This window comes from Weizmannia sp. FSL W8-1119, assembly GCF_038008605.1.
Lineage (GTDB): Bacteria > Bacillota > Bacilli > Bacillales > Bacillaceae_C > Weizmannia > Weizmannia coagulans.
This window is the reverse complement of the sequence record NZ_JBBOZL010000001.1, coordinates 1369477-1392352: the sequence shown is the minus strand read 5'-3', so window position 1 is coordinate 1392352 and position 22876 is coordinate 1369477. Positions and strand designations below refer to the sequence as shown.

Below are 22876 nucleotides of genomic sequence, written 5' to 3'. Positions count from 1 at the left end.
ATTTGTAAAGGGTATGCGGAAATAACGCAGGGGCAAAGCAACGGTTATGGAACTTCTCCGGCAAACGGCCGCTTGATTGGGCAAATATAAAGAAAGCAAGCGCCCTTTAAGCTGGCGCCTGCATGAAAAAGCCTATTTTGTCAGGGCATGTTCCACTTTAATGCAGCGGTTCATCACTACCGTATAGCCTTTTTCTTTTAAAAACCGGTACGCTTCTTCGTTTTCGATGCCAAGTTGCGCCCAGAAAACATCCGCATCGATTTCATCAAACTCCCGTGCCAGCTCCGGCAAATATTCGGGCCGCCTGAAAATATCGACAATGTCCACATGGCCTTCGATATCTTTTAAAGACGGAACAGCCTTTTCCCCGAGAATTTCCGTTGCTTTCGGATTGACCGGAATAATCTCATAACCGGCATCCTGCATGGCTTTGGCTACCATATAAGATGTTTTTTCCGGGTTATTGCTCAATCCTACCACTGCAATCCGTTTTGCTTTTTGTAAAATTTCCCTGATTTCTTCCCTGCTCGGATTTTCTATTGCCATTTGATCAACCCCTCTCCTTTCTTGTACTTTCGCCAGTCCGGTCCCATCTTAAACATTCGCTTGATCTTTTCTAATTCCTGCCTGGCGCGAAAATCTGCACGGAATCGACAAAAAATATTCCTCTTTCCTTTAAGAACATGCTACAATAAGCATAGATTTTTTCCAAGGAGTTTTGCACATGACTATTGCCCTGATGGTCCTTTTGGCTTACCTGCTCGGCTCAATCCCGACAGGCCTGATCGTTGGTAAGCTTTTTTACGGGATAGACATCCGCGAGCACGGCAGCGGGAATCTCGGCGCGACCAATACGTTCCGTGTTCTCGGGGTCAAAGCCGGCAGTGTCGTAACAGTGGTGGATATTCTGAAAGGGACAGTCGCCACTTTATTGCCCCACTTTTTTGGCCTGGAGCATACGATTCACCCGCTTTTAATCGGGCTGATTGCGGTGATCGGCCATATGCTTCCGGTATTTGCCAAATTTAAAGGCGGCAAAGCGGTGGCCACTTCTGCAGGCGTTGTCCTTGCCTACCAATGGCCCTTGTTTGTTATGGTGATTATCGTCTTTTTGGTTACTTTAAAAATAAGCAAATATGTTTCGCTTTCTTCCATCATGGCGGCTTTTTTTGGCATCCTGTATACGCTCATTTATATGATCGTGACGCATGACTGGCCGCTGTTTGTCATCGTTCTGGCGCTCGCCTCTTTCATTATTTACCGCCATAAAGCCAATATTAAGCGGATTAAAAATAAGACCGAGCCGAAAGTCAAATGGATGTAAGGCAGCCATTTTTTCTAAAACCGGATATTTCCTGCAAACCCGGAACCGGTCCAGAGGCAAAAGGTTAGGGGAAAAGCGTGCTTTGGTCTATAATGAAAATGCAAAAGGCGCAGTTTGAAGGAAGTGGCGGCATGAAAATTCACATTACAGATGAGGCGGTAAACTGGTTTAAAAGGGAACTGGAACTGGATGACGGCGAATCCGTCCGCTTTTTTGCCAAATATGGCGGTTCCACGCCTATCCAGCACGGATTTTCACTTGGCGTTCAAAAGGACATTCCCGACGATCCGGCGGCGGCCGTTGAACGGAACGGCAATGCCTTTTTCATTGAAAGCACGGACGAATGGTATTTTGACGGCCATGATTTGTATATCGGGTACGACCCGGAACGGGATGAACCGGTATACGAATATAAAAAAGGTTAAAACCGGGATCATCCGGCAGCTGCTCTTTTGCTGCCAGTGATGCCGGTTTTTTATTTTAAAAATTTTTTTGCTTCCGCAAGGCGCCCTTCTTTTTGCAAAATTTCCCGCTGTTTTTGGCCAAGTAGGTCGAAATGGCTGTAACCGTCTTTGCGGACATGAATCCATTCTTTTTTCAGCTGGTAGCGCGCTCCCCATGCAGCGAGTTTCTCAAGATCTTTACAGCCGACTTTTGTGACCGATTTTGCGCTGGGGAAACGGTCATCCAGCCAAAAATGCGTTAAAAACGCAATTTCCCCGCGGTCAATCGCCGCTTTCCACGCTTTGACCTGGTTGCGGTGTATGCCAAAAGCCAAAATTCATCCCCCGCTTTATGATTTTTTTGCTTTTTCATATGCTTCATGCCATTTTGGGTAGAGGCGGCGGAACGCAACCGGGCGGAAACTGTCTTTTTTTACGCAGACATGCGTTGAACTCGCGGCCACGGCAAGGTCGCCGGTTTCTGTGTAAACCTCATAGCCGTACTTTACGCGCAGCCCGTCATATGCATCGACCCATGTCTTTACGGTCACCGTTTCCCCGTAACGGGCCGGTTTTTTGTATGAAATTTGAATATCGATGACCGGCGACAAAATCCCGTCTTTTTCCATATCTGCATAGCGGAAGCCAAGGTCTTCGATTAATTTCGTCCGCCCCACTTCCATCCAGACAAGATAATTAGCATGGTACACAACCCCCATTTGGTCTGTTTCCGCATATCGCACTTTGATTTCTGCTTCTGATACAAACATCCCGGACACCTCTTTCATATGTACAGTCAACATCTTTATTTTAGCATAAAGAAAATTCCCCCTCCTAAAAGGATGCCTGATACAGGGCCGGGAAAAGGTTCGCATGCACGCATGGCCGCAGCAAAAAGGGAGAAAAAACGGCCTTTCCGAGAGGGAAAAGGCGTGGTTCCAAAGAAACGCTGCTGTTTTCCGTCGAAAGGCCGTTTTCGTTTATTGCTGCTGTTTGTATGCGGCTTCGTCTTTTACCTCGGTTCTCATCGCTTCGAGGCTTTCACGGCGCCGCTCATTTTTTTCCTTTATTTGTTGGATTTGCGTTTCATCACTTGTAACAGCAAGCGATTCTTCCGCACTTTCCATGTTTTCGATCGTATTGTGGATCATGTTTTGCAGTTTTTCCACATTATCGCTGCGGTCGTCCGGTTTCGGCCGGTTATGCGCCATTGTGTTCTCCTCCTTCGGCTGTTGAAGCTACTCCCCTTTTGTCTGTATCACCTGTGCATGCTGTCCCGAACGGTCCTGCATCTTCTTCCCCTTATTGCCGGAAAATCCGCGCGGCTGCGTGCCAAGATGATCGGGAACGAAATATTTGCTTTTCTTGTTTGGATTGCTCATCATATCTCCCCCCTCCTCATACATTTTCCCCCGGAGGAAAGCGGATTATGATCCACAAACAGTGGCTTATTCTGCTAATTTCATCTCGTGTTTCCGGTCCAACCGTTCTTCTATCCGCATCAGCGCATCCCTGTCGCGCAGCAGTTCCTGTTTATTTTCGGCAACAAGATCCGAAAAGGTCTTTTTATGGGTTTTTCTCATATTTGCCCACTCCTTACAAGTATTTTTACTTAGTATGGGCAATTATGGGAAAAATTATAAATTTGGTTCAAAAAAAAGCTGCGGCTTCTGCCGCAGCTTTTTTAAACATTATGATTTTGATTGCACTTCATTTTTGGACTGCTGCAGTTTTTCGCGCAGCACCATTTGCAGGATGCCGCCGTGGCGGTAATAGTCAATTTCTACGTCGGAATCGAACCGGACAAGCGCTTCAAATTCCGTTTTCTTCCCGTTTTCGTCAGTTGCCGTAACCTTTACCCAGTCATGCGGTTTAACATTTTCGTCAATATGGACATCAAATGTTTCTTTGCCAGTTAAGCCGAGCGTGTCGGCATTTTCGCCTTTTTTGAACTGCAGCGGCAGCACGCCCATGAGAACGAGGTTGGAACGGTGGATCCGTTCAAAGCTTTCCGCAATCACGGTTTTAATGCCGAGCAGGTATGTGCCTTTTGCCGCCCAGTCGCGCGATGAGCCCATGCCGTAATCTTTGCCGGCGAGAACCACAAGGCCGGTGCCGTTTTCTTTATAACGCATGGCAGCATCATAAATCGACGTCACTTCATTCGTCGGCCAGTAAGTCGTATAGCCGCCTTCCGTACCCGGTGCAATCTGGTTGCGGATGCGGATGTTGGCGAATGTTCCGCGCATCATGACTTCATGGTTGCCGCGGCGGGAACCATAAGAGTTAAAGTCACGCGGTTCGACTCCTTTTGACAACAGATATTTTCCGGCAGGTGTGTCTTTACCGATCGCACCCGCAGGCGAGATATGGTCGGTTGTCACCGAATCGCCGAATTTGCCGATGACACGCATGCCTGAAAGCGGCTGTACTTCGCCCGGTTCAGGCGAGAGATTTTCAAAGAACGGCGGATTTTGGATGTAAGTCGATTCCGCATCCCATGTATACAGCGGTTCGTCGCTCGTTTCGATCGCATTCCACCGTTCATTGTCGGTAAAGACGTTTTCATATTGTTTGCGGAACAGTTCCGGCGTGACGACTTTTTGGACATTTTCTTTGATTTCATCCGCTTGCGGCCAAATATCCTTCAGGTAGACGTCTTGGCCGTTTTTGTCTTTGCCGATCGGGTCATGGTTTAAATCGATATTCACCGTTCCTGCGAGCGCATAAGCAACCACAAGCGGCGGCGAAGCCAGATAGTTGGCTTTAACAAGCGGATGGATCCGGCCTTCAAAGTTCCGGTTCCCGGAAAGGACACTCGTTACGAGCAGATCATTGTCCATGATGGTTTTTTCAATTTCTTCCTTCAACGGGCCAGAGTTACCGATACAGGTCGTGCAGCCGTAACCGACCAGGTTAAAGCCGAGCTGTTCGAGGTACGGCATTAAACCGGCGTCTTTTAGGTAGCCGGTCACGACTTTTGATCCCGGCGCGAGCGAAGTTTTCACATATTTCGGCACTTCCAGCCCTTTTTCAACCGCTTTTTTCGCAAGCAGGCCGGCCCCGAGCATAACGTAAGGGTTTGAAGTGTTTGTGCAGCTTGTAATCGCTGCAATGGCGACTGCGCCGGTTTTTATCACGGCTGTTTCGCCGTTGTTAAAATGGATAACAGCCTCTTTATCGAGCTCTTTTTCATCCAGTCCGAAACCCTGGTTGCCGGCAGGCGCCGTAATCGCTTTTTGGAAAGCGGACTGCATTTGCGATAACGGAATCAAATCCTGTGGGCGTTTCGGGCCGGAAAGGTTGGCTTCAATTTCAGAAAGGTTCAGTTCAAGCACATCCGTATAAACCGGGTCTTCTTTGTCCGGCGTAAAGAACATGCCGTTTTCTTTCAAGTAAGTTTCCACAACTTTTACATGTTCTTCGCTGCGGCCAGTTAAGCGAAAATAGGCAAGCGACTCATCATCAACCGGGAAGAAACCGCAAGTTGCCCCGTATTCAGGCGCCATATTTGCAATGGTCGCACGGTCTGCAAGCGGCAGCGTCGAGACGCCCGGGCCAAAGAATTCGACAAATTTGCCGACCACGCCTTTTTGGCGCAAAAGCTGGGTGACTTTTAACGCAAGGTCGGTTGCGGTTGCCCCGTTCGGAAGCGATCCGGTCAGTTTTACGCCGATGACTTCCGGAATCGGGAAATACGAAGGCTGTCCGAGCATGCCGGCTTCCGCTTCAATGCCGCCGACACCCCATCCGAGCACACCGAGGCCGTTGACCATTGTCGTATGGGAGTCGGTCCCGACGAGGGTATCCGGATACGTTTCATATTCGCCGTTTTCCAGTTCTTTTTCATGGACGACACTTGCCAGATACTCAAGGTTTACCTGGTGGACAATCCCCGTTGCAGGCGGAACGGCACGGTAATTGTCAAACGCTTTTTGTGCCCAGTTTAAAAATTTATAGCGTTCGGCATTGCGTTTGAATTCAAAATCCATATTCACCTGAAGGGCATCCGGCGCGCCGTATTTGTCAACCTGAACCGAGTGGTCGATCACAAGGTCAACCGGCACTTCCGGATTGATTTTATCCGCGTTTCCGCCCAAATCAGCCATCGCTTTGCGGAGGGAAGCAAGATCAACAACAACCGGGACACCGGTAAAATCCTGCAAAATAACGCGCGACGGTTTAAACGGGACTTCTTTGTCCTTTACTTCATCCGATCCCCATTTCGCCAAGTCTTCAACATGTTCTTTCGTAATCGCGCGGCCGTCCATTTGGCGGAGCACCGATTCAAGCAGCACTTTAATCGAATAAGGCAGGCGCGCAACATTGGCGACTCCTGCGTCCTCTAGCGCTGTCAGGCGGTAATAGTGATAGCGTTTCCCATTTACTTCAAAAACGGTACGCGCTTTAAAGACATCATTGGACATGTCTTTTCCCCCTTTGTCATGATTCGTATTTTCATCAATTAAAAGATTAACAGAATGATTCGTAAAAAACGCCCCACAGCTTCATCATATTACAATAAATGACATAAGTAAATAACAATAATATTATTGTCCGTGATAAGTTTTAATTATATCGCCTGCCATTTGGTTTGCAAAAAATTTATCGGCAAGGTATGATTTTCCCTTTATTCAACATACTGAAACTGTGGCCAGGGAGGTGAGCCTTGTGACAAGACAAAAAGCAAACCATATCCGGCCGGGCATGAATGCGGCAAAAGCGCAAGGGAAAGGCGCCGGATACAATGAAGAATTTTCAAACGAGCCTTTAACGGAAAAAGAAAGACAGTTTAACAAAAAACGCAAGAAAAACCAGTAGCATGGGATGGCAAAGAAATCAGCTTTATGGGCTGATTTCTTTGTTTTGGCCATTGAGAATCTTTATCAATATAATATTGATGTTTTTCTGATGTTTTTCTTTAGATGGCCCAGTCCCCATTGCGGAATACCGGCACAACGGTTCCATCCTGCTTGATGCCGTCAATATTCATATCAGCAGAGCCGATCATGAAGTCAACGTGGACATTGGAGACATTCATGCCGTGTTTTAACAGTTCTTCTTCGCTCATTTTCGTGCCGCCCTGGATCGTTGTCGGATAGGCTGCACCAATGGCCAGGTGGTTCGAGGCATTCTCGTCAAACAATGTATTGAAAAATGTAATGCCGGACTGTGAAATCGGCGACGGATCCGGTACAAGCGCAACTTCCCCGAGCCCTGTTGCACCTTCGTTTTCAAATACGAGTTTTTTGATCGCTTCTTCGCCTTTTTCAGCAGAAATATCGACAATTTTCCCGTCTTTGAAATGGACAACAATGCCTTCGATTAAAGTGCCTGCATAACTTAAAGGTTTTGTGCTGCGCACGACGCCTTCCATCCTGTGCGTATCCGGTGCAGTAAACACTTCCTCTGTCGGCATATTAGCAATGAATTCTTCGCCTTTCGGGTTCACGCTGCCCGCACTGGCCCAAATATGGTTTTTTGGAAGGCCGAGTGTAAGGTCCGTTCCCGGCGCCGTATAATGAAGGGCATCGAATTGAATGCCGTTTAGCTTCGCCGCTTTTTCATTTAACTTCTGTTTATGTTGTTCCCAGGCGGCAACCGGGTCGTCCGCATAGACACGGCATGTTTTAAAAATCTGGTCCCAAAGCGCATCGACCTGTGCTTCTTCGGTTTCTAAATCCGAAAACACTGCTTTTGCCCATCCGGCCCCCGCCGCTGCAGCAACCGTCCATTTGATATCGTCATTTTGCGTTGCAACCCGCTGCGCTTTGAAAGCTTTCGCCGCTGTATTTTGATAAGCGGCCACTTTGTGCGGATCGACCTCATTGAGCAGGCCGGGGTCGCTGGAAAGAATAGACAGCCGGCTCACTTTATGGTTGAGCACATGGTCTTCCGTCTCGGCAATTTTGTAATCCGGAATATGCGTCAGCACTTCCTGCGGCTGGTTCAGGTAATGCTGCTTTGTAATTTCATCATCCGACCATTCGACGATTACTTTTTCCGCGCCCAGTGCATACGCTTCTTTTACGACAAGGCGCGCAAGTTTTGCCTGGTCGACTGCAATATATACTTTTACCCAGTCGCCCTGCTTTACATTGATGCCCTTTGTCACGAGCAATTTCGCATATTTTTGTAAATTCTGTTCAAAATTTGGCAAAGCCATTTCGATTCCCTCCTGTTTATTATTTTTCATATGTATGAACCCCGCCCGGTCGCAGGCTTGATACCATTCTATATTATACCAGATCCGGGCGCAGATGAAAAAAAGCAGGGATCTTTCTCCCCGCTTTAATGCAAACCTGTATGTTTTACGATTTTATCCAAATCGCGCCGGAACTGTTCCAATTGCACCCGTTGCGTTTCGCTCGCCACTTCGAGCGCATTTTCGATCTCCTGGTACGTTTCGTTGATTTCTTCTTTCAAATGGGCGAGCTGGTGCCCGGCATCTTCACTGCCCATGTCCAAATTCTGCAGGATGTCTTCCGCCAGGGCCATGTGCTGCCCGGCCGCTTGAAACGCCTGCTGTTTGTCTTTATGGTAAGGCATTGTCATCTCTCCTTCAAAAGATAGTATGTTCAATTTTTTCATGATATGCTGCATAACCGCTTTGCAAAAAGCAAATTGTATAGTTGGAGGGATGAAAATGGTGAATAAAAATGATGGAAATGATATACGCAGAAACCAGCCAAAAACAACCAACAGCGGGCAGCCGGAACCGTTAAGCGGCTCAAAAAAGGTTAAAAACCGGAATCATTCAAGGCAAAAGCATAATCCCGGTCATGATATGTAAACTTTAAACCAAAGGATTGCCGGCTTTCCCCTGAAAAGTGCCGCATATTTGTCATTTTAGACGTTTTAGAATACGCCTGCGCATGTTTAGTCTGGTACAAAAAAGGTAATAAGTACACCAAGTTCGATAAAAAGACATGAAACTTAAGTTAACAGGAGGAATGTGAAAATGTCGTTTATTCTATATTTAATCGTAGGTGGGATTATCGGATGGCTTGCAGGATTGATCATGGGCCGGGACATCCCAGGCGGAATTATCGGAAATATTATTGCTGGGATTGTCGGTGCATGGCTTGGCGGCGCAATTTTCGGGAATTGGGGGCCGCATATTGCAGGGATGGCCATCATACCTGCTTTAATCGGGGCGATCATTCTCGTCTTTGTGTTAAGCTTCATTTTAAGAATAGCAAGAAAAGCATAACCGTAAAAAAGGGCGGCCAGAACCGCCCTTTTTTACTTGCTTGCTTTTTCTAAACCTTCTTTTTGATAAAGGTGTACATAATGCATCACTTCGGACACGTATTTACGGCTGTGGTTATACGCAAAAACCGCTTTTTGAATCTGCCCGTTTGCCGCCCCGTTTTTCGACAAATAATTTGCCGCGCTGAAAATCGCATCTTTATCGTTAAACGGGTCTGCTTTCCCGTCCCCGTCCGCATCGACGCCATATCCTCCGTATTTTTTGATGACAGCCGGGTTCGTTTCTTCATTTTTCGGGATGTCTCCTTTTCCAAGGCCGCTGCATGACGGATGTTTCCAGCCGACAAATGTGCACGGCATAAATTGCATCGGGCCTTGGGCGCCGGCCGGCGAGACCATCGGCTTCATCGTTGAAAACCTGGTTTCCACCCGGTGATGAGCGGCAAGCACATACCAGGGAACCCCGTATATTTTCTCCGCTTCCAAATAGATGGACAAATATTTTTCAGGGATTTGGGGATTCGTTTTTTTCTGGATGTTCTCTTCGAAAATAAAATAGGCGCTTAACACGATGACCGGAATAAGCAGGACGATCCACGTTTTACCCCGGTTCCGCTTCTTTTTCTTCCATGTTTTGGGCATTTCCATTTGAATCCTTTCGTCATTCCGTTAAAACCTCTCCCCTTTATATTATCGAATGAAAAAGCCGAAATCCATAGGAAGATTCCGGCTTTTTCCCACATGCATTACTGCACGCCTGCATAATGGTCCTCAAGCTGTTCGCGCAATGCCCGTTTTAAAAACTTGCCGACGGACGTTTTCGGGATTTCTTTCATAAACAAAATGTCGTCCGGGACCCACCATGAGGCAAATTGGGTTTTTAAATAATCTTTTAGTTCCGCGGCCGTGATTTTGTTTTCATATCCGCTTTTTAAAACCACACAGCCGAGCGGGCGTTCCTGCCATTTCGGGTGGGGAACGGCAATGACGGCTGCTTCAAAGACCGCTTCATGCGACATGAGAGCGTTTTCAATTTCCACAGAAGAAATCCATTCACCGCCGCTTTTGATCAGATCTTTTGTCCGGTCGGTAATCTTCAGGTACCCATCCTGGTCCACGACCGCAATATCCCCGGTATACAGCCAGCCGTCCCTGAATGCTTCCTGCGTGCGCTCGTCACAGTAATATTCATCCGCGATCCACGGCCCTCTTACGGTCAGTTCTCCCATTGTTTTTCCGTCCCATGGCACTTCCCCGTTCTCATTGACGACTTTTACCTCAACACCGGGAACAGGCAGCCCGGTTTTTCCTCTCACATCCACAATTTCGTCCACGGTAAATGAGTCCATACTGCTTTTTAACGTGGCCAGCGAAACAACCGGGGTCGTTTCCGTCATCCCGTAGCCGGTCATAAACGGCACTTTGTACGTTTCCTCGTAAGCACGGATCAATCCCTTAGGCGATGCCGCACCCCCGCTTACGATCAGGCGGAGGCTGCTGATATCATACGGCTTTTCCTGCAGCACTTTCAGCATGCCGATCCAAATCGTCGGGACGCCTGCTGTCATCGTGACTTTTTCTTTTTCAATGAGCTGTGCGAGAATTTCCGGTGTAAAAGAAGGCCCCGGCAGCACCTGGGTTGCCCCGAACCAGGTGGCTGCATAGGGAAGGCCCCAGGCATTGACATGAAACATCGGAACGACCGTCATGGCGACGTCGCGTTCCTGAACGCTGAGCTGGTCACTAAGCCCGAGCGCCATGCTGTGCAAATAAAGGCCGCGGTGGGAATAGACAACCCCTTTCGGATAGCCGGTCGTTGCCGACGTGTAGCACATCGCGGCTGGCGCATGTTCATCAAGGTCGTGTAAAAACGGATAACGCTCATCGCCTTCTTCCAGGATGGCTTCATAAGAGGAGACAGGAAACAAGGTAGTTTCCGGAATCGCCTTCTCATCGCTCATAATGATAAAATGCTCGACCGTTTTCAGGCGATCCCGGATTTTTTCAATCACCGGAACGAGATCTACATCAATAAGCAAAATTTTATCTTCCGCATGGTTAATGACATGGGTGAGGTGGTCTTCTGACAAACGGATGTTAACCATATGAAGGACAGCCCCACGGCATGGCACGGCAAAATAGGCCTCTAAATGGCGGTGGTGGTTCCATGCAAACGTACCAACCCGGTCTCCTTTTTTCATCCCGAGTTTTTCCAGCGCACTGGCAAGCCGGCGTGTCCGTTTTGCAATTTCACGATACGGAATCCGCTGAATCCCGGTGTGTGTCCGTGAAATAACATATTTTTCGGGAAAATAGCGTTCAGCCCTCTCGATCATAGTAGAAAGCAGAAGCGGCGTCTTCATCATCAGTATCTACCCCTTTAGCTGTAATATATATTTATCCCGGTTTAGAACAACCATGGCAGGATAAAAGAAGTTAAAATGGCGGCCATCCCCATTGCCACCCCTGATACGGCACCTTGCAGCTCCCCTTCCTTCACGGCTTCCCCCGTTCCGATCCCATGGGAAATCGTGCCGAGCGCAAGGCCCCGCGATACCGGGTCGTGGACGCGCGCCAAAGATAAGAGCTTCAGGCCGAACATGGCGCCGATCATCCCGGTAATCATCACAAACCCGGCGACCAGCACCTCATTGCCGCCGATGATTTTTGCTACCTCGCTTGCAACCGGCACGGTGACGGATTTCACGGCAAGGGAAGCAAAAATATTGTGCGACAGCTGAAAAACTTTGGCCAGGGCGAGGGCGGTCCCGACAGTCAGCATGCTGCCTGAAAGAATGCCGCCGACAACCGGCAGAAAATAGCGCGCAAGAATCGCCCTGTTTTTATAAAGCGGCACAGCCAACGCAACGGTGGCCGGGCCGAGAAAATAGGTCATGACCCCTTTTGCGGGAAGATACGCTTTATAGGATATATGGCTTGAGGCCAATAGCACGATCAATACCACCGTACTGAAAAATACAGGCGTTGTGAACGGGGAAGGAAACCTTCTCGATAACCGCAACGACAGCAGGTAAACGAAAACGGTGATGAAAATGCTATAAAGTGTCACGGCGTAACTGCTGCTCATGGCTTGCCTCACGCCTCCTTGCCAAAAGCTGGGCGGACATCCCCGTCCCTACAATGCCGGCTACCGCGCTGACAGCCAGTATCACGATCAGCACCACGCCATTATGGAGGAAAAATGAACCGAGCGACATCAGCCCGACGGAAATCGGAATAAAAAAGAAGGATAAATGTTTTAAAATCCATGTTGCGCCCGTATCGATCCACTGCAGTTTCAAAATGCCCGTGATCAATAAAAGAAACAGCACCAACATGCCAAATACATTCCCCGGTACCGGCAAATGCAGGATTTTGACTGCTTCCAGCCCGATTTCGTAAATGACCCAGAGCAACCCGATCTGCAATGCACCAATTACTGCTTTTTTCACGTTGCATACTCCCTTTTTATTTGCTGTATTATTACAGTTCTTATTATACAAATATTCCATACAGATTTTAAATATCCTGTATGATTTTTTCAAAAAAAACATTTTTCGTTTTTTCTCCCCGGCGCATAAAGGCAGCTGGCCATCCGCATCCTATTAAGGGGAGGGAATCCGCATGCCAAAACGAAAAAGAAAACCGCTTATCGCAGAATCAAGAAGCGCGCTTGACCGGTTCAAAACCGAAGTGATGGCCAAAGAAGGATATCGTACCGATACGGACCACCCGGACGATATCAAATACGAGGTGGCCAGTGAACGCGGCATTCCGCTTCAAAAAGGCTATAACGGCAAACTGACGGCTGAACAGGCCGGGAAAGTCGGCGGGCCGATCGGCGGAAACATGGTGAAAGAACTGGTCCGGATAGCCCAGGAACAATTAAAGAAAAAATAAAACGGGCAGAGAATTTCCCTGCCCGTTTGTTATAGTACAGATTTCGCTTCGCCTTGCCGGATTTATCCGGCTGCTTCCGTTCCGCCTGAATGCTGCATTTGGTACATTTGATAATACTTCCCTTTTCTTTCCATCAGCTCTTCATGGCTTCCGCGCTCCACAATCCGGCCGCGGTCCAACACCAAAATTTGGTCGGCATTTTTGATGGTGGAAAGCCGGTGGGCAATGATAAACGTGGTCCTTCCTTTTTTCAGGACATCCATGGCATGCTGGATGGCCAATTCCGTTTCCGTATCAATATTGGACGTCGCCTCATCAAGAATTAAGATAGCCGGGTCAAAAGCAAGTGCGCGGGCAAACGAGATGAGCTGGCGCTGCCCGCTCGATAAAGTGCTCCCCTTTTCAAAGACCGGTTCATCGAGCCCTTCTTCCAGATTTCCGATCACTTGATCGGCGCCGACCGCTTTTAACACGGCAGCCGCTTTTTCTCTTGTAATCCGCGGGTCCCCGAGGCTGACATTTGAATAAATCGTGCCGGTAAACAAATACGGGTCCTGCAGCACGATCGCCATATGTTCACGGACGGCCTGCCGCGGAAGCGACCGGATATCCGTCCCGTCAATCCGGATTTCTCCTTCATTACAGTCGTAAAAACGGAACAGCACATTCATAATGGAACTTTTCCCGGATCCGGTATGGCCGACAAGCGCGACCGTTTCACCCGGCTTTGCCTCAAAGTCAATGTCTTTCAGCACATATTCGTTTTCTTTGTAGCCGAAAAAGACGTGCCGGAACTCCACATGCCCTTTAAAGCGCGGTACGGATTTCGCCTCCGCATCCTCGCCTTTTTCGTCCAGCAGCCTGAAAACACGTTCGCCGGCAACAAGCGCCTGCTCAAGATTGCTGAACTGGTTGACAATATTGCTGATCGGGTTAAACAGCCGGTTAATATAGTCCACATAGGCATACAAAAGGCCGACGGAGAGCCCGGCTGACAAACCGGAAAGGGCGCTGTGCCCGAAATACCAGAGAAACGCCACAAGCACGAGATTTTTTAAAATGCCGGTTAAATTATGGGACGACAAGGCGTTTAACATCAGCATTTTGTTCTGGTATTTAAAATGCGTCCGATTCAGCTGTTCAAAGGTTTCCTTCGTTTGCTTTTCGCGCCGGAAAGCCTGAATGACCGGCATGCCCTGGATCGACTCATTGATCATGGCATTCATTTCGCTCACTTTCGAACGGATCATCCGGTTGTACTGCTGGGCAAACTTCCGGTATACCCGCATCCACAGCCATAAAATGGGCATTAACAACAGGCAGACAAGCGCAAGTTTCCAGTCGAGCAAAAACATCGCAATATAAATGCCGGCAATATAAACCAGGCCGCTGAAAAAGTTTGACAGCACGGCCACATACAATTCGTGGATGGCTTCCGTATCATTGGTGATGCGCGAGACAATCTTTCCGGCCGGCAGGTTGTCAAAAAATGGGATCGGCAATTTTTGCAAGTGGATAAAAAGGTCATTCCGCATTTTCTGGATAATCCGGTTTGCAGCTTTTTGCAAATAAAAATATTGCGTAAACTGGCCGAATCCCGACACAACATAAAGGCCGAAATACAAGATTAACAGTTTCAAAATATACGGGATTTCCGGGCTGTAAAAGCGGAGCACGCCCGCATAGGATATCTTTTCCGCCCGGTAAGAAGCCGTTTTGCCATTATAGGTCATATACAGTTTTCCGTCCCGGTACGTATTTTTCCCGCCGGTTTCAACACGGCCTTTTACGAAATAAAAGTTTCTTCCTGCCTGGACAATCGTCCGCTTCTTTCCTTTTTTCTCCTCAGCGGAAGCATAAACAAGCCGTTTGTAATGGCGGCCGTGATAAGAAACCGCCTGGCGGGCATCATGGGTCTCCACCCATACGCTTTCAATGCCGGTGATATGGCGGTCAATCATCGTTTTTGCCACGATCGGGCTGAACACATCCGCCCCAACGGCAACCATAAGGGCCGCGAGCGCAATCAAAATGGAACTTTTAAAGTTCATCGCATAGCGGAAAAGCCGTTTTGCAGCCATTATGCTTCCACCTCCTCACGGGACTTGAGCTGTTGGCGCATGTACTGTTCGTAATACCAGCCCTTGTTTTTCAACAGCTGTTCGTGCGTCCCTTCCTCTGTGATAAGGCCGTTATCGAGGACGACAATCCACTGGGCGTGTTCAATCGCCGACAGCCGGTGGGTCGCGATGATGGTCGTTTTATTTTTCCGCTCTTTCCGGATGTTCGCAATAATGGACGCCTCGGTCTTGGCATCGACAGCGGACAGCGCGTCATCCAGGATCAGAATTTCCGGATCTTTTATGACGGCCCGTGCAATCGAGATCCGCTGTTTCTGCCCGCCTGATAAAGCCACCCCTTTTTCGCCGACAAGCGTTTCAAGGCCGTCCGGGAGCATTTCAATATCTTTTTCAAGCGATGCGGTCCGGATTGCTTTCTGCAGTTCCGCTTCCCCAGCCGAATCGGTACCGAACAGAATGTTTTCTTTCACCGTTCTGGAGAAAAGCACATGGTCCTGCGGCACATACCCGATCCAGCCTAACACTTCTTCTTTGCTCAGTTGTTCAATCGGGACGCCGGACACAAGCAGCCGGCCGCTTCCAAGCGGGTATTCGCGCAACAGCTGTTTGATCAACGTTGTTTTTCCGCTGCCGGTTTTGCCGGTGATTCCGACCGTCTCCCCTTTTTTGATCTTTAAATGAATATGCTTCAGGTTCTCTTCCCGCGACTTCGGATAGTGGAAAGTATAATCGGCAAATTCTATGATATCCGGCTGTTCAACCGTTTTCGGGTTTTCCGGGTCTTTTACATCTTCCGCATACCGCAATGTTTCATTTACACGATCCAGCGAAGCATTGCCGCGCTGCATGACATTCATTAATTCCCCGATCGCAAACATCGGCCATGTCAGCATGCCCAAATAGACATTAAAGGAAACAAGATTTCCAAGTGTAATTTGCTGGTGAAAAACGAGATAAGTGCCGTAAGCAAGGCCGATCGTGTAACTCATCCCGGTAATGATCTTTGTCAGCGGGTTAAAAAGCGCGTCAATTTTTTCGACCGCAATGTTTTTTTGATAAACGTCCTCCGTCATCGCCCGGAATCTTGATACGTCCGCTTTTTCCTGGTTATAAGCACGGATGACACGGACGCCGGCAACCGACTCCAGCACCCGGTTATTTAAATCCCCGAAGGCGTCCTGGGCGACTGTAAAGCGTTTATGGATTTTCTCTCCCAGCACTTTAATGCCGGCTGCCAGAAACGGAAGCGGCAAGATCGAAACGAGCGTTAACTTCCATGAGATCAGCACGGCCATGGTCAGAATAATGGTCAGCATATACATTGTTGAATCAACAAGCGTCAGAATCCCGAAACCCGCTGTCTGGGATACTGCCCGCAAATCATTCGTCGCCCGCGCCATAAGATCGCCCGTACGGTTCCGTTCAAAAAAAGGGGGCGCCATTTTTAAAAAATGGTTCATTAACCGGGACCGCAGCATTTTTTCCACGATAAACGCCCCGCCGAACAAGTTATACTGCCATATATAGGTCAGGCCGTAAAGGGCAGCTGCAATCGCCAGCATAACGCCGATATAGAGGGAAAAAATGTGCGCTGTCATCTCCCCGGTGAATATTTTATCAATGGAATCGCCGAGAATCATCGGCGGGAGCACTTCCAGCAAGTTGACAACCGAAAGTGCAAGCACTGCAATCGCATATCTTTTCCAATATGCTTTAAAAAACCAGCCTAATTTCCCCAGTACACTAAACAAACCGTCGTCCTCCTCCCGTCATTTCTGTTCTCTAACCGCCTTTTTTCTCTCCGTAAGACAATAGCAAAACCGGATTATTCTTCATCCTCTTCATCCCCTTTTTCAAAATGTCCATAGCCTGGAAAAGCACAGCCCTTCAGCATAAAGTTCAAAAAAATCAATGGTGATGGTGATGACCGTGTTCGCGTTCAATCCTCGGGTTTGTAATCACGAATTCTTCCTGCGGCACGTAAAAATACTGGATCCAGATGCCGTCCAAATACGGATCGCGCGAATCAAGCAAAATATCAATGCCCTTATCCGTTTTGACAATTTCATCCTGTTCTCCCGGCGTATCCAGCGTAATATCGTAATGGGCATGGTCGCCGTGCATCTGGGCCACAAAGACGCGGATCATTTTTCCTTCCGCATCTCCTTCATCCAATATTTTTTTTAACATTTTTGCGGCATTCCGATTGATTTTAACGTTCATGTTCCTACCTCAATTCTTCTTGTTTTTGTTTCTTTATTATGACAGAAAAAACGGAAATCGCAAACCGGAATGCTTCGTGTGATGTGGCGAATATATACTCACAGGACAAACTGCTCTGTAATTAAGTTTACCAAGCAAACAGCCGGTGTTTTCCTGCAGTATTGGCTGAATTTATACGGCTTTAGAGGGCTTGCCATGATGGCTTGTTTCAGCTGCACTCCCGGGCCTGGCCAGATTCAGGCCGGGATACCGGATCTTCACTGGCATAATATTTGCACACTCGAAATATTTGTTGTATGATACTTCTGTTTTTGAACGGGCATGAAAGAAAATGAAAAGGATATTCTGTAGAAAGAAGTCTTTCATCTGAAGCGAGGGGGATTGTTATGGCTTTATCCAAAAGAACGGTTTTTTTAACGGCCATCGCTTCCGGTACGATGCTGAACCCGCTGAATTCATCGATGATCTCGCTCGCCCTTCACAGCATCCAAAAAGATTTCCATTTGAGTTTTTCAACTGTGTCGTGGCTCATTTCATCCTTTTATTTGGCAAGCGCGGTTGCCCAGCCTGTAACCGGAAAAATCGGCGATATGATCGGGCGCAAAAAAATGTTTCTTGCAGGGCTGTTGCTTGTTGCCGTTTCGGCAATCGGCGCGCCGCTTGCACCGGCCTTTTTCGTGCTGCTTCTCATGCGGCTTTTCCAATCGATCGGTTCCAGTGCCATTTATCCGTCCGGTGTCGCACTGATTCGTACCCATATTCATGAAAACCAGGCCTCGGCGCTTGCTGTCCTTTCCATTTTTGCGTCGGCCATGACGGCGCTCGGGCCGACTGCCGGCGGGATTTTAATCGGGATTGGCGGCTGGCCGTCGATTTTTCTCGTGAACTTTCCTTTTATCTTGATTAGTTTTCTGCTTGGCTGGTTTATCTTCCCGAAAGATCCGGAGAACAGGCATGCTTCTTTCAAAGATGTTGTGCACGAGCTCGACTGGACCGGCATTTTCCTGTTTGCTGCCGGGCTTGTGCTGCTTTTGTATTTTCTGCTGGAACTGGAATCATCTGTCCATATTTGGACCGGTGCGGCAGGCATTGTGCTGCTTGTCCTATTTGTGATCTATGAAACCAGAACGGACCGTCCGTTTATTGATGTCCGCTTTTTATACAAACACCGGTCCCTCTCTGTTGTGTATTTGCAATTTATCGTGTTGAATTTATTCAATTACTGTTTGTTCTTCGGGCTGCCGAGCTTCTACCAGGACGGGCTCCATTTCAGCGTGCACACCAGCGGGTTCATGATGCTCTTTATGTCCGGCGCAAGCATCCTCATTTCCCTCGTTTCGGGCAAATGGATCGACCATGCCGGAACCGCCGGGCCGATCCGTATCGGTGCTTTAACCATGATTGCCGGCGCCGTTTTCATGGCATTTTTCTTTATCCATGCCCCGGTCTGGCTGATGGGTGTGATTCTGTTTATCCTGGGCATCGGTTACGGGATCGGTAATGTTGCGCTGCAGGCGGCGATGCTGAACGAATCGCCCGAAACCATGGTCGGCACAAGCTCCGGCCTTTTCCAAACATGCCGGTATTTAGGCTCGATCCTGTCGTCCGTCGTGCTCGGCGTTGTGTTCGCAAGTGGCATGTCAACAGCCCGTTTTCTTATCCTGTCAGCTGTTTTAATTGCAGTGAGCGCATTTTTCTTTCTGCTCAGCTTAAAAACGGCGCGTGCCCGGGCAGTATAACAGAAAAAACGCGGCAAAAGGAAGCATGCCGCGTTTTTTCCTTACCGCCTCTTTTTTGCCAAAATAGAGAGCAAACCAATGCTCATCCAAATTAAAGAAAACAGAAACGCAATGCCTGAAAACGCCAAAATATATGAATTATAAGCCGAGATGCGCGCAATCAGGCCGCTTGTCCGGAATCCGAAGAGAAAACCGGCCACATTCAGGAAAACAAGAAAACCAAAAATTGACAGGCAGCCGTTCCATGCCCCTTTTAAATCCGCGGTGCTCAACGAAATATGCGAGGAAATGCAAATGCCGGCAATGGCAAAAATCCAAAAACGGGGGTTCATCAAGTTTTCGATTGAAAAAAGATAGCTGGCGAGTGCGCCGATAGAATGGCCAAAAAATGCAAAGAAACTTTCGAGGCCGGAATACGGATGAAGCCCTGTCCTGATTGCCTGCATGAACGGCCGGTATGTATCCGGCAATAAAACATACATGCCTAGCGACAAAATCAAAATGCCGATATACACCGGGGCAGTTCCAATGAAAAAATTTCCGATTTTCTGGTAAATGCTGCCCGGGTTGTATTGGTGGCTTACATACCCAAGCGTGCCATCACCGCTTTTCAGCTGGAGCCATTTGATCTCGACAATTTCATGCCTGAAAATGCCGCACATCAAGGCATGGCTAAATTCATGGACCGGCGTACCGAGCCATGCCGTCACCGCAATCCCCTTCCACCCGAAAACGTGGTAAATGAAGGCCGTTGCCCGCTTTTCCAAAAAACCGAGCACAAACCCGACCACAATGATCGTTCCAAGCAGGTTGACAAGTTCAACCATACTTAAAAGCAGAATATGTAAAAAGGTTTGCAAATCTCCACCTCTTTTTTCAAAAATCCGTTTTCCTATCCATTTTAATCCCGCAAATCATCCGCGTCCAGCAAGCACATTGTGGAAAACCGTTTTTTCAAGTAAAATAGTGCTCAGTGAAAAAAGAGAAACCGGGTGAAACGATTGGATTTTAACATCAATTTCCTTTCCTTTTATGTCATCCAGACAGACGGGGAGGGCGAACAAACGAGAAAACAGTTCAGGCACTTTCAAACTTTAGATCGCGAAAATTATGAGATAAGTAACGTAAAAGACTTTCTCGATGGCGAACTTGAAAAAATCGTAAAAAGGAAAGTGGATAAGCATCCGAAGTCCGAACAAGTACCGACGAAAATCGGCCGCTTTATTGTGGAACCGGGCTACGGCCTTGACTCCAACCCGAACTTCAATTTGTTTAACCGTGCGCGCATGGCCGGCACGATTGGTGATTTTCAAAAAGCAAGCGAAGCCTTTCTCGCCGCCTATCTGGACACCAATGCTGTCAGAGACGGCGCGTTTCTGATCGCAAATGCAACGATGCGGAAATACTTCGATGAACCGTTTGTTTTTTTGTTGAAATGCGATTTCGAACCGAAAGTCGCCGCGATTGCCGATGAATCCACATTGTTGAAAAAAGTGGAAATGGCGATTACCACAAAAGGCATGAAATCCATCCAGTATCCGCATATGCCGGAAGAAGGCATGATTGAAGAATCAGAGCTGAAAATTCACCAGGCATCCCACGCCCGTTATTTCGAAGAATTTTTAAAGTATGTGGAATATGGCGAATCGATGCCGGAAATCATGAAAGCGCAAGTGAAGACGATGGTGGAAGAACATTTTCAGGAAGTGCTGCATGAAGACAGCATCGAATACGAGCAATTGGAAAAAGAACTTGAGATTTGGGAAGCAAGCCCCAAGCGGGCGTTACAGGAGCGGTTGCCGGCGGAACAGGTCATTGAAGCCGCGGCCCAGATTGCCGAAACCGCTCCGGAAGCCGATTTGCAGATGAAACTGGACCATATTTCGGTGAATGCCCTCCTTTCTGATTTTGGTGAAACGGTCCATCTTGCCAAAATCGGAGACCGGTATATCACGATCGTCGAGTCTGAATCCATCCTCTTTGAAAAAGGGTTTTCGCCCGTTGAATTTCTGCAGCCGGACGAACTGGAGAAAGTGCTTGGACGGTTGAAGAAGAAAGCCGGAGCCGGGATAACGGACATCGTAAATGAACAAAAATAGCGTGCGCAAATCGCACGCTATTTTTGCCCATTATTGGGGGTGATCCAGTATCTTTTTCCCTTTGGATGCTGCAGGCTCCGCCGAACGGCCAATGCCGAAAACAAAATAGCAAACCGTAACAAGACCAAGAAAGACAATACCCGCAACAAGTGACATCCTCGTTTCATCATTAAACCACATGCCGATCAGGACAGCGATTAAAAATGCAATGGTTACATAGTTGGAAACAGGTGCAAACGGCATTTTAAACGGATGGTTTTTCATTTCAGCCTTTTTCATCTTTCTGAACTGGATCTGGCTGATTAAAATGACAAACCACGGCACCATCCCCGGCAGGACGCTTGCGCTGTATACATAGACGAACAGATTTTTCGGTGCGATATAGCTTAGCACCACACCAATCACGAGGCCGGCAAGCACACCGATTGTACCTAAAAGCGGGACGCCGTTGCCCGACACTTTCGTGAAAATCTTCGGCGCCTGGCCGTTTACGCCGAGCGTATACAGCATCCGGCCGGCGCTGTAGATGCCGCTGTTGCAACCGGATAAGGCGGCGGTGACGACAACAAAATTGATGATGCCGGCTGCGGCCGTAATGCCGATTTTTGCAAAAGTCGCCACAAACGGGCTGCCGATGGAATCCAGTTCATTCCACGGATAAAGCGTAACAATGACGAAAATGGCGCCAATATAGAAGATCAATATGCGCCAAATGATATTTTGGATCGCATTTTTCAATGTATGGCGGGGGTCTTTTGCTTCGCCCGCCGTAATCCCGATCAGCTCAACGCCCTGGTAGGCTGCCACTACCAAAGATAAGGCAAAGAAGAAACCTTTCAGCCCGCCGGTAAAGAAACCGCCATGCTCCCACAGATTGGAAAACCCGACGGCATGCCCCCCGTTGCCGATCCCGAATAAAATGATGGCAAGCCCGGCGATAATCATAAAAATAATCGTCACCACTTTAATCATTGCAAACCAGAACTCAAACTCCCCAAATGATTTTACAGATATGAGATTGGCCGTTCCGAGTATCACCATGGCTACAAACCCCGGAATCCATGCCGGCAGGTGCGGAAACCAAAATTGCATGTAAGATCCAACCGCAATGATTTCCGACATGCCGACAATCACCCACTGGAACCAGTTGCTCCAGGCTGTGAGAAAACCTGCGAGCGGATGGATGTATTGATGGCCGAATGTGGCAAAGGAACCCGTGCTTGGCTCAACGTAGAGCATTTCCCCCATTGCACGCATAATAAAAAAGATAAAAATACCGGCAATCGCATACGCGAGCAACACGGACGGACCTGTCCATTTAATGGTGCTGGCAGACCCCATAAACAACCCGACACCGATTGTGCCGCCAATCGCGATCATTTGAATATGCCGCGCATGCAACCCTCTGTTTAACTCTCTTCCTTCCACGCCATTCACTCCCGCTGTTTTTTTCAAACATGCTTAAAAAATAGAAAAATAGCATTGTCACAAATTACTTTTTAATTGTAATATGTTTTTACCCAGAATACAATTGTTTATATACAAGGAACAAATATTTTATTATCATAGAATAATTTAAACATTCCTTTTTTTCTTGTTTTAGAAAAAGACCGCCCCTGATGAAGAGAGCAGTCTTTTTCCGCCAATTCAAACCGTGCATCCGGTCTGGCTACCGGTTATTTTTTTCTCTTACATCATCATTCGGTGAATTTCCGGTTCCGTCTTTTGCTTTGCTGTTCGGCGTCCCGTATATTTGGTTGTCTTTCGTGACTTTCGCGCCTTCCAGAAAAGGATCTTTTTTCTTCATATGCATTCTCCTTCGAGGTTGATGGACGTTCAGCCGGGCCGCGCATGA

27 protein-coding genes are annotated in these 22876 nt (G+C 48.0%); 8 read left to right on the top strand and 19 right to left on the bottom strand.

All coding sequences use genetic code 11. The annotated features are described in order from the left end of the window. Nucleotides 1–132: 132 nt before the first annotated feature. Nucleotides 133–546: a CoA-binding protein gene (locus NSQ19_RS06675; protein ID WP_013859315.1), complete on the bottom strand. Its 414-nt coding sequence runs from the start codon at nt 544–546 to the stop codon at nt 133–135. Nucleotides 547–724: 178 nt separating this feature from the next. Here NSQ19_RS06675 and plsY point away from each other — a divergent pair, with 178 nt between their 5' ends. Together plsY and NSQ19_RS06665 are read left to right on the top strand one after the other, a co-directional pair. Continuing rightward, on the top strand, nt 725–1324 hold the full coding sequence (gene plsY / locus NSQ19_RS06670) for a glycerol-3-phosphate 1-O-acyltransferase PlsY (RefSeq protein ID WP_340702604.1): 600 nt from the start codon (nt 725–727) through the stop codon (nt 1322–1324). 131 nt (nt 1325–1455) lie between these two features. Further along, the gene (locus NSQ19_RS06665) at nt 1456–1749 is read left to right on the top strand and encodes a HesB/YadR/YfhF family protein (protein ID WP_013859313.1); all 294 of its coding nucleotides are present in this window, start codon (nt 1456–1458) and stop codon (nt 1747–1749) included. 50 nt (nt 1750–1799) lie between these two features. Here the strand turns inward: NSQ19_RS06665 and NSQ19_RS06660 are convergent, their stop codons facing one another. The 6 genes from NSQ19_RS06660 to acnA form a co-directional block, all read right to left on the bottom strand. Continuing rightward, nucleotides 1800–2102: a hypothetical protein gene (locus NSQ19_RS06660; RefSeq protein ID WP_017552378.1), complete on the bottom strand. Its 303-nt coding sequence runs from the start codon at nt 2100–2102 to the stop codon at nt 1800–1802. A 15-nt stretch (nt 2103–2117) separates the two neighbouring features. Next, nucleotides 2118–2537: an acyl-CoA thioesterase gene (locus tag NSQ19_RS06655; protein WP_013859311.1), complete on the bottom strand. Its 420-nt coding sequence runs from the start codon at nt 2535–2537 to the stop codon at nt 2118–2120. Between the two features lie 210 nt (nt 2538–2747). Then, the gene (gene tlp, locus NSQ19_RS06650; protein ID WP_013859310.1) at nt 2748–2978 is read right to left on the bottom strand and encodes a small acid-soluble spore protein Tlp; all 231 of its coding nucleotides are present in this window, start codon (nt 2976–2978) and stop codon (nt 2748–2750) included. Nucleotides 2979–3005: 27 nt separating this feature from the next. Then, nucleotides 3006–3149 (bottom strand): acid-soluble spore protein N, encoded by a 144-nt coding sequence (locus NSQ19_RS06645; protein ID WP_013859309.1) that lies wholly within the window; start codon nt 3147–3149, stop codon nt 3006–3008. A 66-nt stretch (nt 3150–3215) separates the two neighbouring features. Then, nucleotides 3216–3350 (bottom strand): FbpB family small basic protein, encoded by a 135-nt coding sequence (locus tag NSQ19_RS06640; RefSeq protein ID WP_013859308.1) that lies wholly within the window; start codon nt 3348–3350, stop codon nt 3216–3218. A gap of 108 nt (nt 3351–3458) precedes the next feature. Continuing rightward, entirely contained in the window at nt 3459–6194 is a 2736-nt protein-coding gene (gene acnA, locus NSQ19_RS06635; RefSeq protein ID WP_340702603.1) for an aconitate hydratase AcnA, read from the bottom strand. 244 nt (nt 6195–6438) lie between these two features. Here acnA and sspO point away from each other — a divergent pair, with 244 nt between their 5' ends. Continuing rightward, a complete protein-coding gene (gene sspO / locus NSQ19_RS06630) occupies nt 6439–6588 on the top strand; it encodes a small acid-soluble spore protein O (RefSeq protein ID WP_013859306.1) in 150 nt (49 codons plus the stop codon). A 100-nt stretch (nt 6589–6688) separates the two neighbouring features. Here sspO and NSQ19_RS06625 read toward each other — a convergent pair whose 3' ends face one another. Continuing rightward, nucleotides 6689–7933 carry an aminopeptidase gene (locus NSQ19_RS06625; protein ID WP_340702602.1) on the bottom strand — a complete coding sequence of 415 codons (1245 nt, stop codon included), beginning with the start codon at nt 7931–7933 and terminating at the stop codon, nt 6689–6691. Nucleotides 7934–8058: 125 nt separating this feature from the next. After that, complete coding sequence (locus NSQ19_RS06620; RefSeq protein ID WP_061566580.1) at nt 8059–8316, bottom strand: hypothetical protein; 258 nt, start codon at nt 8314–8316, stop codon at nt 8059–8061. Nucleotides 8317–8413: 97 nt separating this feature from the next. Between NSQ19_RS06620 and NSQ19_RS06615 the strand changes: the two genes are divergently transcribed. Next, a complete protein-coding gene (locus tag NSQ19_RS06615; RefSeq protein WP_185740933.1) occupies nt 8414–8560 on the top strand; it encodes a small acid-soluble spore protein P in 147 nt (48 codons plus the stop codon). A 168-nt stretch (nt 8561–8728) separates the two neighbouring features. Continuing rightward, on the top strand, nt 8729–8980 hold the full coding sequence (locus NSQ19_RS06610) for a GlsB/YeaQ/YmgE family stress response membrane protein (protein WP_013859301.1): 252 nt from the start codon (nt 8729–8731) through the stop codon (nt 8978–8980). Between the two features lie 32 nt (nt 8981–9012). Here the strand turns inward: NSQ19_RS06610 and NSQ19_RS06605 are convergent, their stop codons facing one another. From NSQ19_RS06605 to NSQ19_RS06590, 4 genes are all read right to left on the bottom strand, one after another. Further along, the gene (locus tag NSQ19_RS06605) at nt 9013–9621 is read right to left on the bottom strand and encodes a lytic transglycosylase domain-containing protein (RefSeq protein WP_026104550.1); all 609 of its coding nucleotides are present in this window, start codon (nt 9619–9621) and stop codon (nt 9013–9015) included. A 104-nt stretch (nt 9622–9725) separates the two neighbouring features. Further along, nucleotides 9726–11345, bottom strand: coding sequence for a long-chain fatty acid--CoA ligase (locus NSQ19_RS06600; RefSeq protein WP_340702601.1), 1620 nt, complete (start codon nt 11343–11345; stop codon nt 9726–9728). Between the two features lie 41 nt (nt 11346–11386). Further along, complete coding sequence (locus NSQ19_RS06595) at nt 11387–12067, bottom strand: LrgB family protein (protein ID WP_195850334.1); 681 nt, start codon at nt 12065–12067, stop codon at nt 11387–11389. Beyond that, complete coding sequence (locus tag NSQ19_RS06590) at nt 12036–12431, bottom strand: CidA/LrgA family protein (protein WP_340702600.1); 396 nt, start codon at nt 12429–12431, stop codon at nt 12036–12038. The genes NSQ19_RS06595 and NSQ19_RS06590 overlap by 32 nt, the downstream gene beginning before the upstream one ends. A 172-nt stretch (nt 12432–12603) precedes the next feature. Between NSQ19_RS06590 and NSQ19_RS06585 the strand changes: the two genes are divergently transcribed. Further along, nucleotides 12604–12879 (top strand): alpha/beta-type small acid-soluble spore protein, encoded by a 276-nt coding sequence (locus NSQ19_RS06585; RefSeq protein WP_013859296.1) that lies wholly within the window; start codon nt 12604–12606, stop codon nt 12877–12879. Between the two features lie 62 nt (nt 12880–12941). Here NSQ19_RS06585 and NSQ19_RS06580 read toward each other — a convergent pair whose 3' ends face one another. The 3 genes from NSQ19_RS06580 to NSQ19_RS06570 form a co-directional block, all read right to left on the bottom strand. Next, on the bottom strand, nt 12942–14960 hold the full coding sequence (locus NSQ19_RS06580; protein WP_340702599.1) for an ABC transporter ATP-binding protein: 2019 nt from the start codon (nt 14958–14960) through the stop codon (nt 12942–12944). Next, nucleotides 14960–16711 (bottom strand): ABC transporter ATP-binding protein, encoded by a 1752-nt coding sequence (locus NSQ19_RS06575; RefSeq protein ID WP_029141605.1) that lies wholly within the window; start codon nt 16709–16711, stop codon nt 14960–14962. The genes NSQ19_RS06580 and NSQ19_RS06575 overlap by 1 nt, the downstream gene beginning before the upstream one ends. A gap of 157 nt (nt 16712–16868) precedes the next feature. Continuing rightward, nucleotides 16869–17183: a heme biosynthesis protein HemY gene (locus NSQ19_RS06570; RefSeq protein ID WP_029141606.1), complete on the bottom strand. Its 315-nt coding sequence runs from the start codon at nt 17181–17183 to the stop codon at nt 16869–16871. A 386-nt stretch (nt 17184–17569) separates the two neighbouring features. Between NSQ19_RS06570 and NSQ19_RS06565 the strand changes: the two genes are divergently transcribed. Continuing rightward, the gene (locus tag NSQ19_RS06565) at nt 17570–18922 is read left to right on the top strand and encodes an MFS transporter (protein WP_340702598.1); all 1353 of its coding nucleotides are present in this window, start codon (nt 17570–17572) and stop codon (nt 18920–18922) included. A gap of 41 nt (nt 18923–18963) precedes the next feature. On the opposite strand, the gene NSQ19_RS06560 is transcribed toward NSQ19_RS06565, so the two are convergent. Next, a complete protein-coding gene (locus NSQ19_RS06560; RefSeq protein ID WP_340702597.1) occupies nt 18964–19782 on the bottom strand; it encodes a hypothetical protein in 819 nt (272 codons plus the stop codon). Nucleotides 19783–19923: 141 nt separating this feature from the next. Between NSQ19_RS06560 and NSQ19_RS06555 the strand changes: the two genes are divergently transcribed. Then, a complete protein-coding gene (locus NSQ19_RS06555) occupies nt 19924–21021 on the top strand; it encodes a DUF3900 domain-containing protein (RefSeq protein WP_328194356.1) in 1098 nt (365 codons plus the stop codon). Nucleotides 21022–21051: 30 nt separating this feature from the next. Here the strand turns inward: NSQ19_RS06555 and NSQ19_RS06550 are convergent, their stop codons facing one another. Together NSQ19_RS06550 and NSQ19_RS06545 are read right to left on the bottom strand one after the other, a co-directional pair. After that, nucleotides 21052–22449 carry an amino acid permease gene (locus NSQ19_RS06550; protein ID WP_340702596.1) on the bottom strand — a complete coding sequence of 466 codons (1398 nt, stop codon included), beginning with the start codon at nt 22447–22449 and terminating at the stop codon, nt 21052–21054. 241 nt (nt 22450–22690) lie between these two features. Next, nucleotides 22691–22828 carry a hypothetical protein gene (locus NSQ19_RS06545; protein WP_017552812.1) on the bottom strand — a complete coding sequence of 46 codons (138 nt, stop codon included), beginning with the start codon at nt 22826–22828 and terminating at the stop codon, nt 22691–22693. Nucleotides 22829–22876 lie beyond the last annotated feature (48 nt).

Bases quoted from the DNA above. Each gene is read 5' to 3' on its own strand.
- tlp (WP_013859310.1), bottom strand. From the start codon at position 2,978: ATGGCGCATAACCGGCCGAAACCGGACGACCGCAGCGATAATGTGGAA.
- NSQ19_RS06580 (WP_340702599.1), bottom strand. From the start codon at position 14,960: ATGGCTGCAAAACGGCTTTTCCGCTATGCGATGAACTTTAAAAGTTCC.
- NSQ19_RS06570 (WP_029141606.1), bottom strand. From the start codon at position 17,183: ATGAACGTTAAAATCAATCGGAATGCCGCAAAAATGTTAAAAAAAATA.
- NSQ19_RS06595 (WP_195850334.1), bottom strand. From the start codon at position 12,067: ATGAGCAGCAGTTACGCCGTGACACTTTATAGCATTTTCATCACCGTT.
- NSQ19_RS06640 (WP_013859308.1), bottom strand. From the start codon at position 3,350: ATGAGAAAAACCCATAAAAAGACCTTTTCGGATCTTGTTGCCGAAAAT.
- NSQ19_RS06645 (WP_013859309.1), bottom strand. From the start codon at position 3,149: ATGAGCAATCCAAACAAGAAAAGCAAATATTTCGTTCCCGATCATCTT.
- NSQ19_RS06675 (WP_013859315.1), bottom strand. From the start codon at position 546: ATGGCAATAGAAAATCCGAGCAGGGAAGAAATCAGGGAAATTTTACAA.
- acnA (WP_340702603.1), bottom strand. From the start codon at position 6,194: ATGTCCAATGATGTCTTTAAAGCGCGTACCGTTTTTGAAGTAAATGGG.
- NSQ19_RS06625 (WP_340702602.1), bottom strand. From the start codon at position 7,933: ATGGCTTTGCCAAATTTTGAACAGAATTTACAAAAATATGCGAAATTG.
- NSQ19_RS06615 (WP_185740933.1), top strand. From the start codon at position 8,414: ATGGTGAATAAAAATGATGGAAATGATATACGCAGAAACCAGCCAAAA.
- NSQ19_RS06545 (WP_017552812.1), bottom strand. From the start codon at position 22,828: ATGAAGAAAAAAGATCCTTTTCTGGAAGGCGCGAAAGTCACGAAAGAC.
- NSQ19_RS06600 (WP_340702601.1), bottom strand. From the start codon at position 11,345: ATGATGAAGACGCCGCTTCTGCTTTCTACTATGATCGAGAGGGCTGAA.
- NSQ19_RS06605 (WP_026104550.1), bottom strand. From the start codon at position 9,621: ATGCCCAAAACATGGAAGAAAAAGAAGCGGAACCGGGGTAAAACGTGG.
- plsY (WP_340702604.1), top strand. From the start codon at position 725: ATGACTATTGCCCTGATGGTCCTTTTGGCTTACCTGCTCGGCTCAATC.
- NSQ19_RS06565 (WP_340702598.1), top strand. From the start codon at position 17,570: ATGGCTTTATCCAAAAGAACGGTTTTTTTAACGGCCATCGCTTCCGGT.
- NSQ19_RS06585 (WP_013859296.1), top strand. From the start codon at position 12,604: ATGCCAAAACGAAAAAGAAAACCGCTTATCGCAGAATCAAGAAGCGCG.
- NSQ19_RS06620 (WP_061566580.1), bottom strand. From the start codon at position 8,316: ATGCCTTACCATAAAGACAAACAGCAGGCGTTTCAAGCGGCCGGGCAG.
- NSQ19_RS06665 (WP_013859313.1), top strand. From the start codon at position 1,456: ATGAAAATTCACATTACAGATGAGGCGGTAAACTGGTTTAAAAGGGAA.
- NSQ19_RS06610 (WP_013859301.1), top strand. From the start codon at position 8,729: ATGTCGTTTATTCTATATTTAATCGTAGGTGGGATTATCGGATGGCTT.
- NSQ19_RS06655 (WP_013859311.1), bottom strand. From the start codon at position 2,537: ATGTTTGTATCAGAAGCAGAAATCAAAGTGCGATATGCGGAAACAGAC.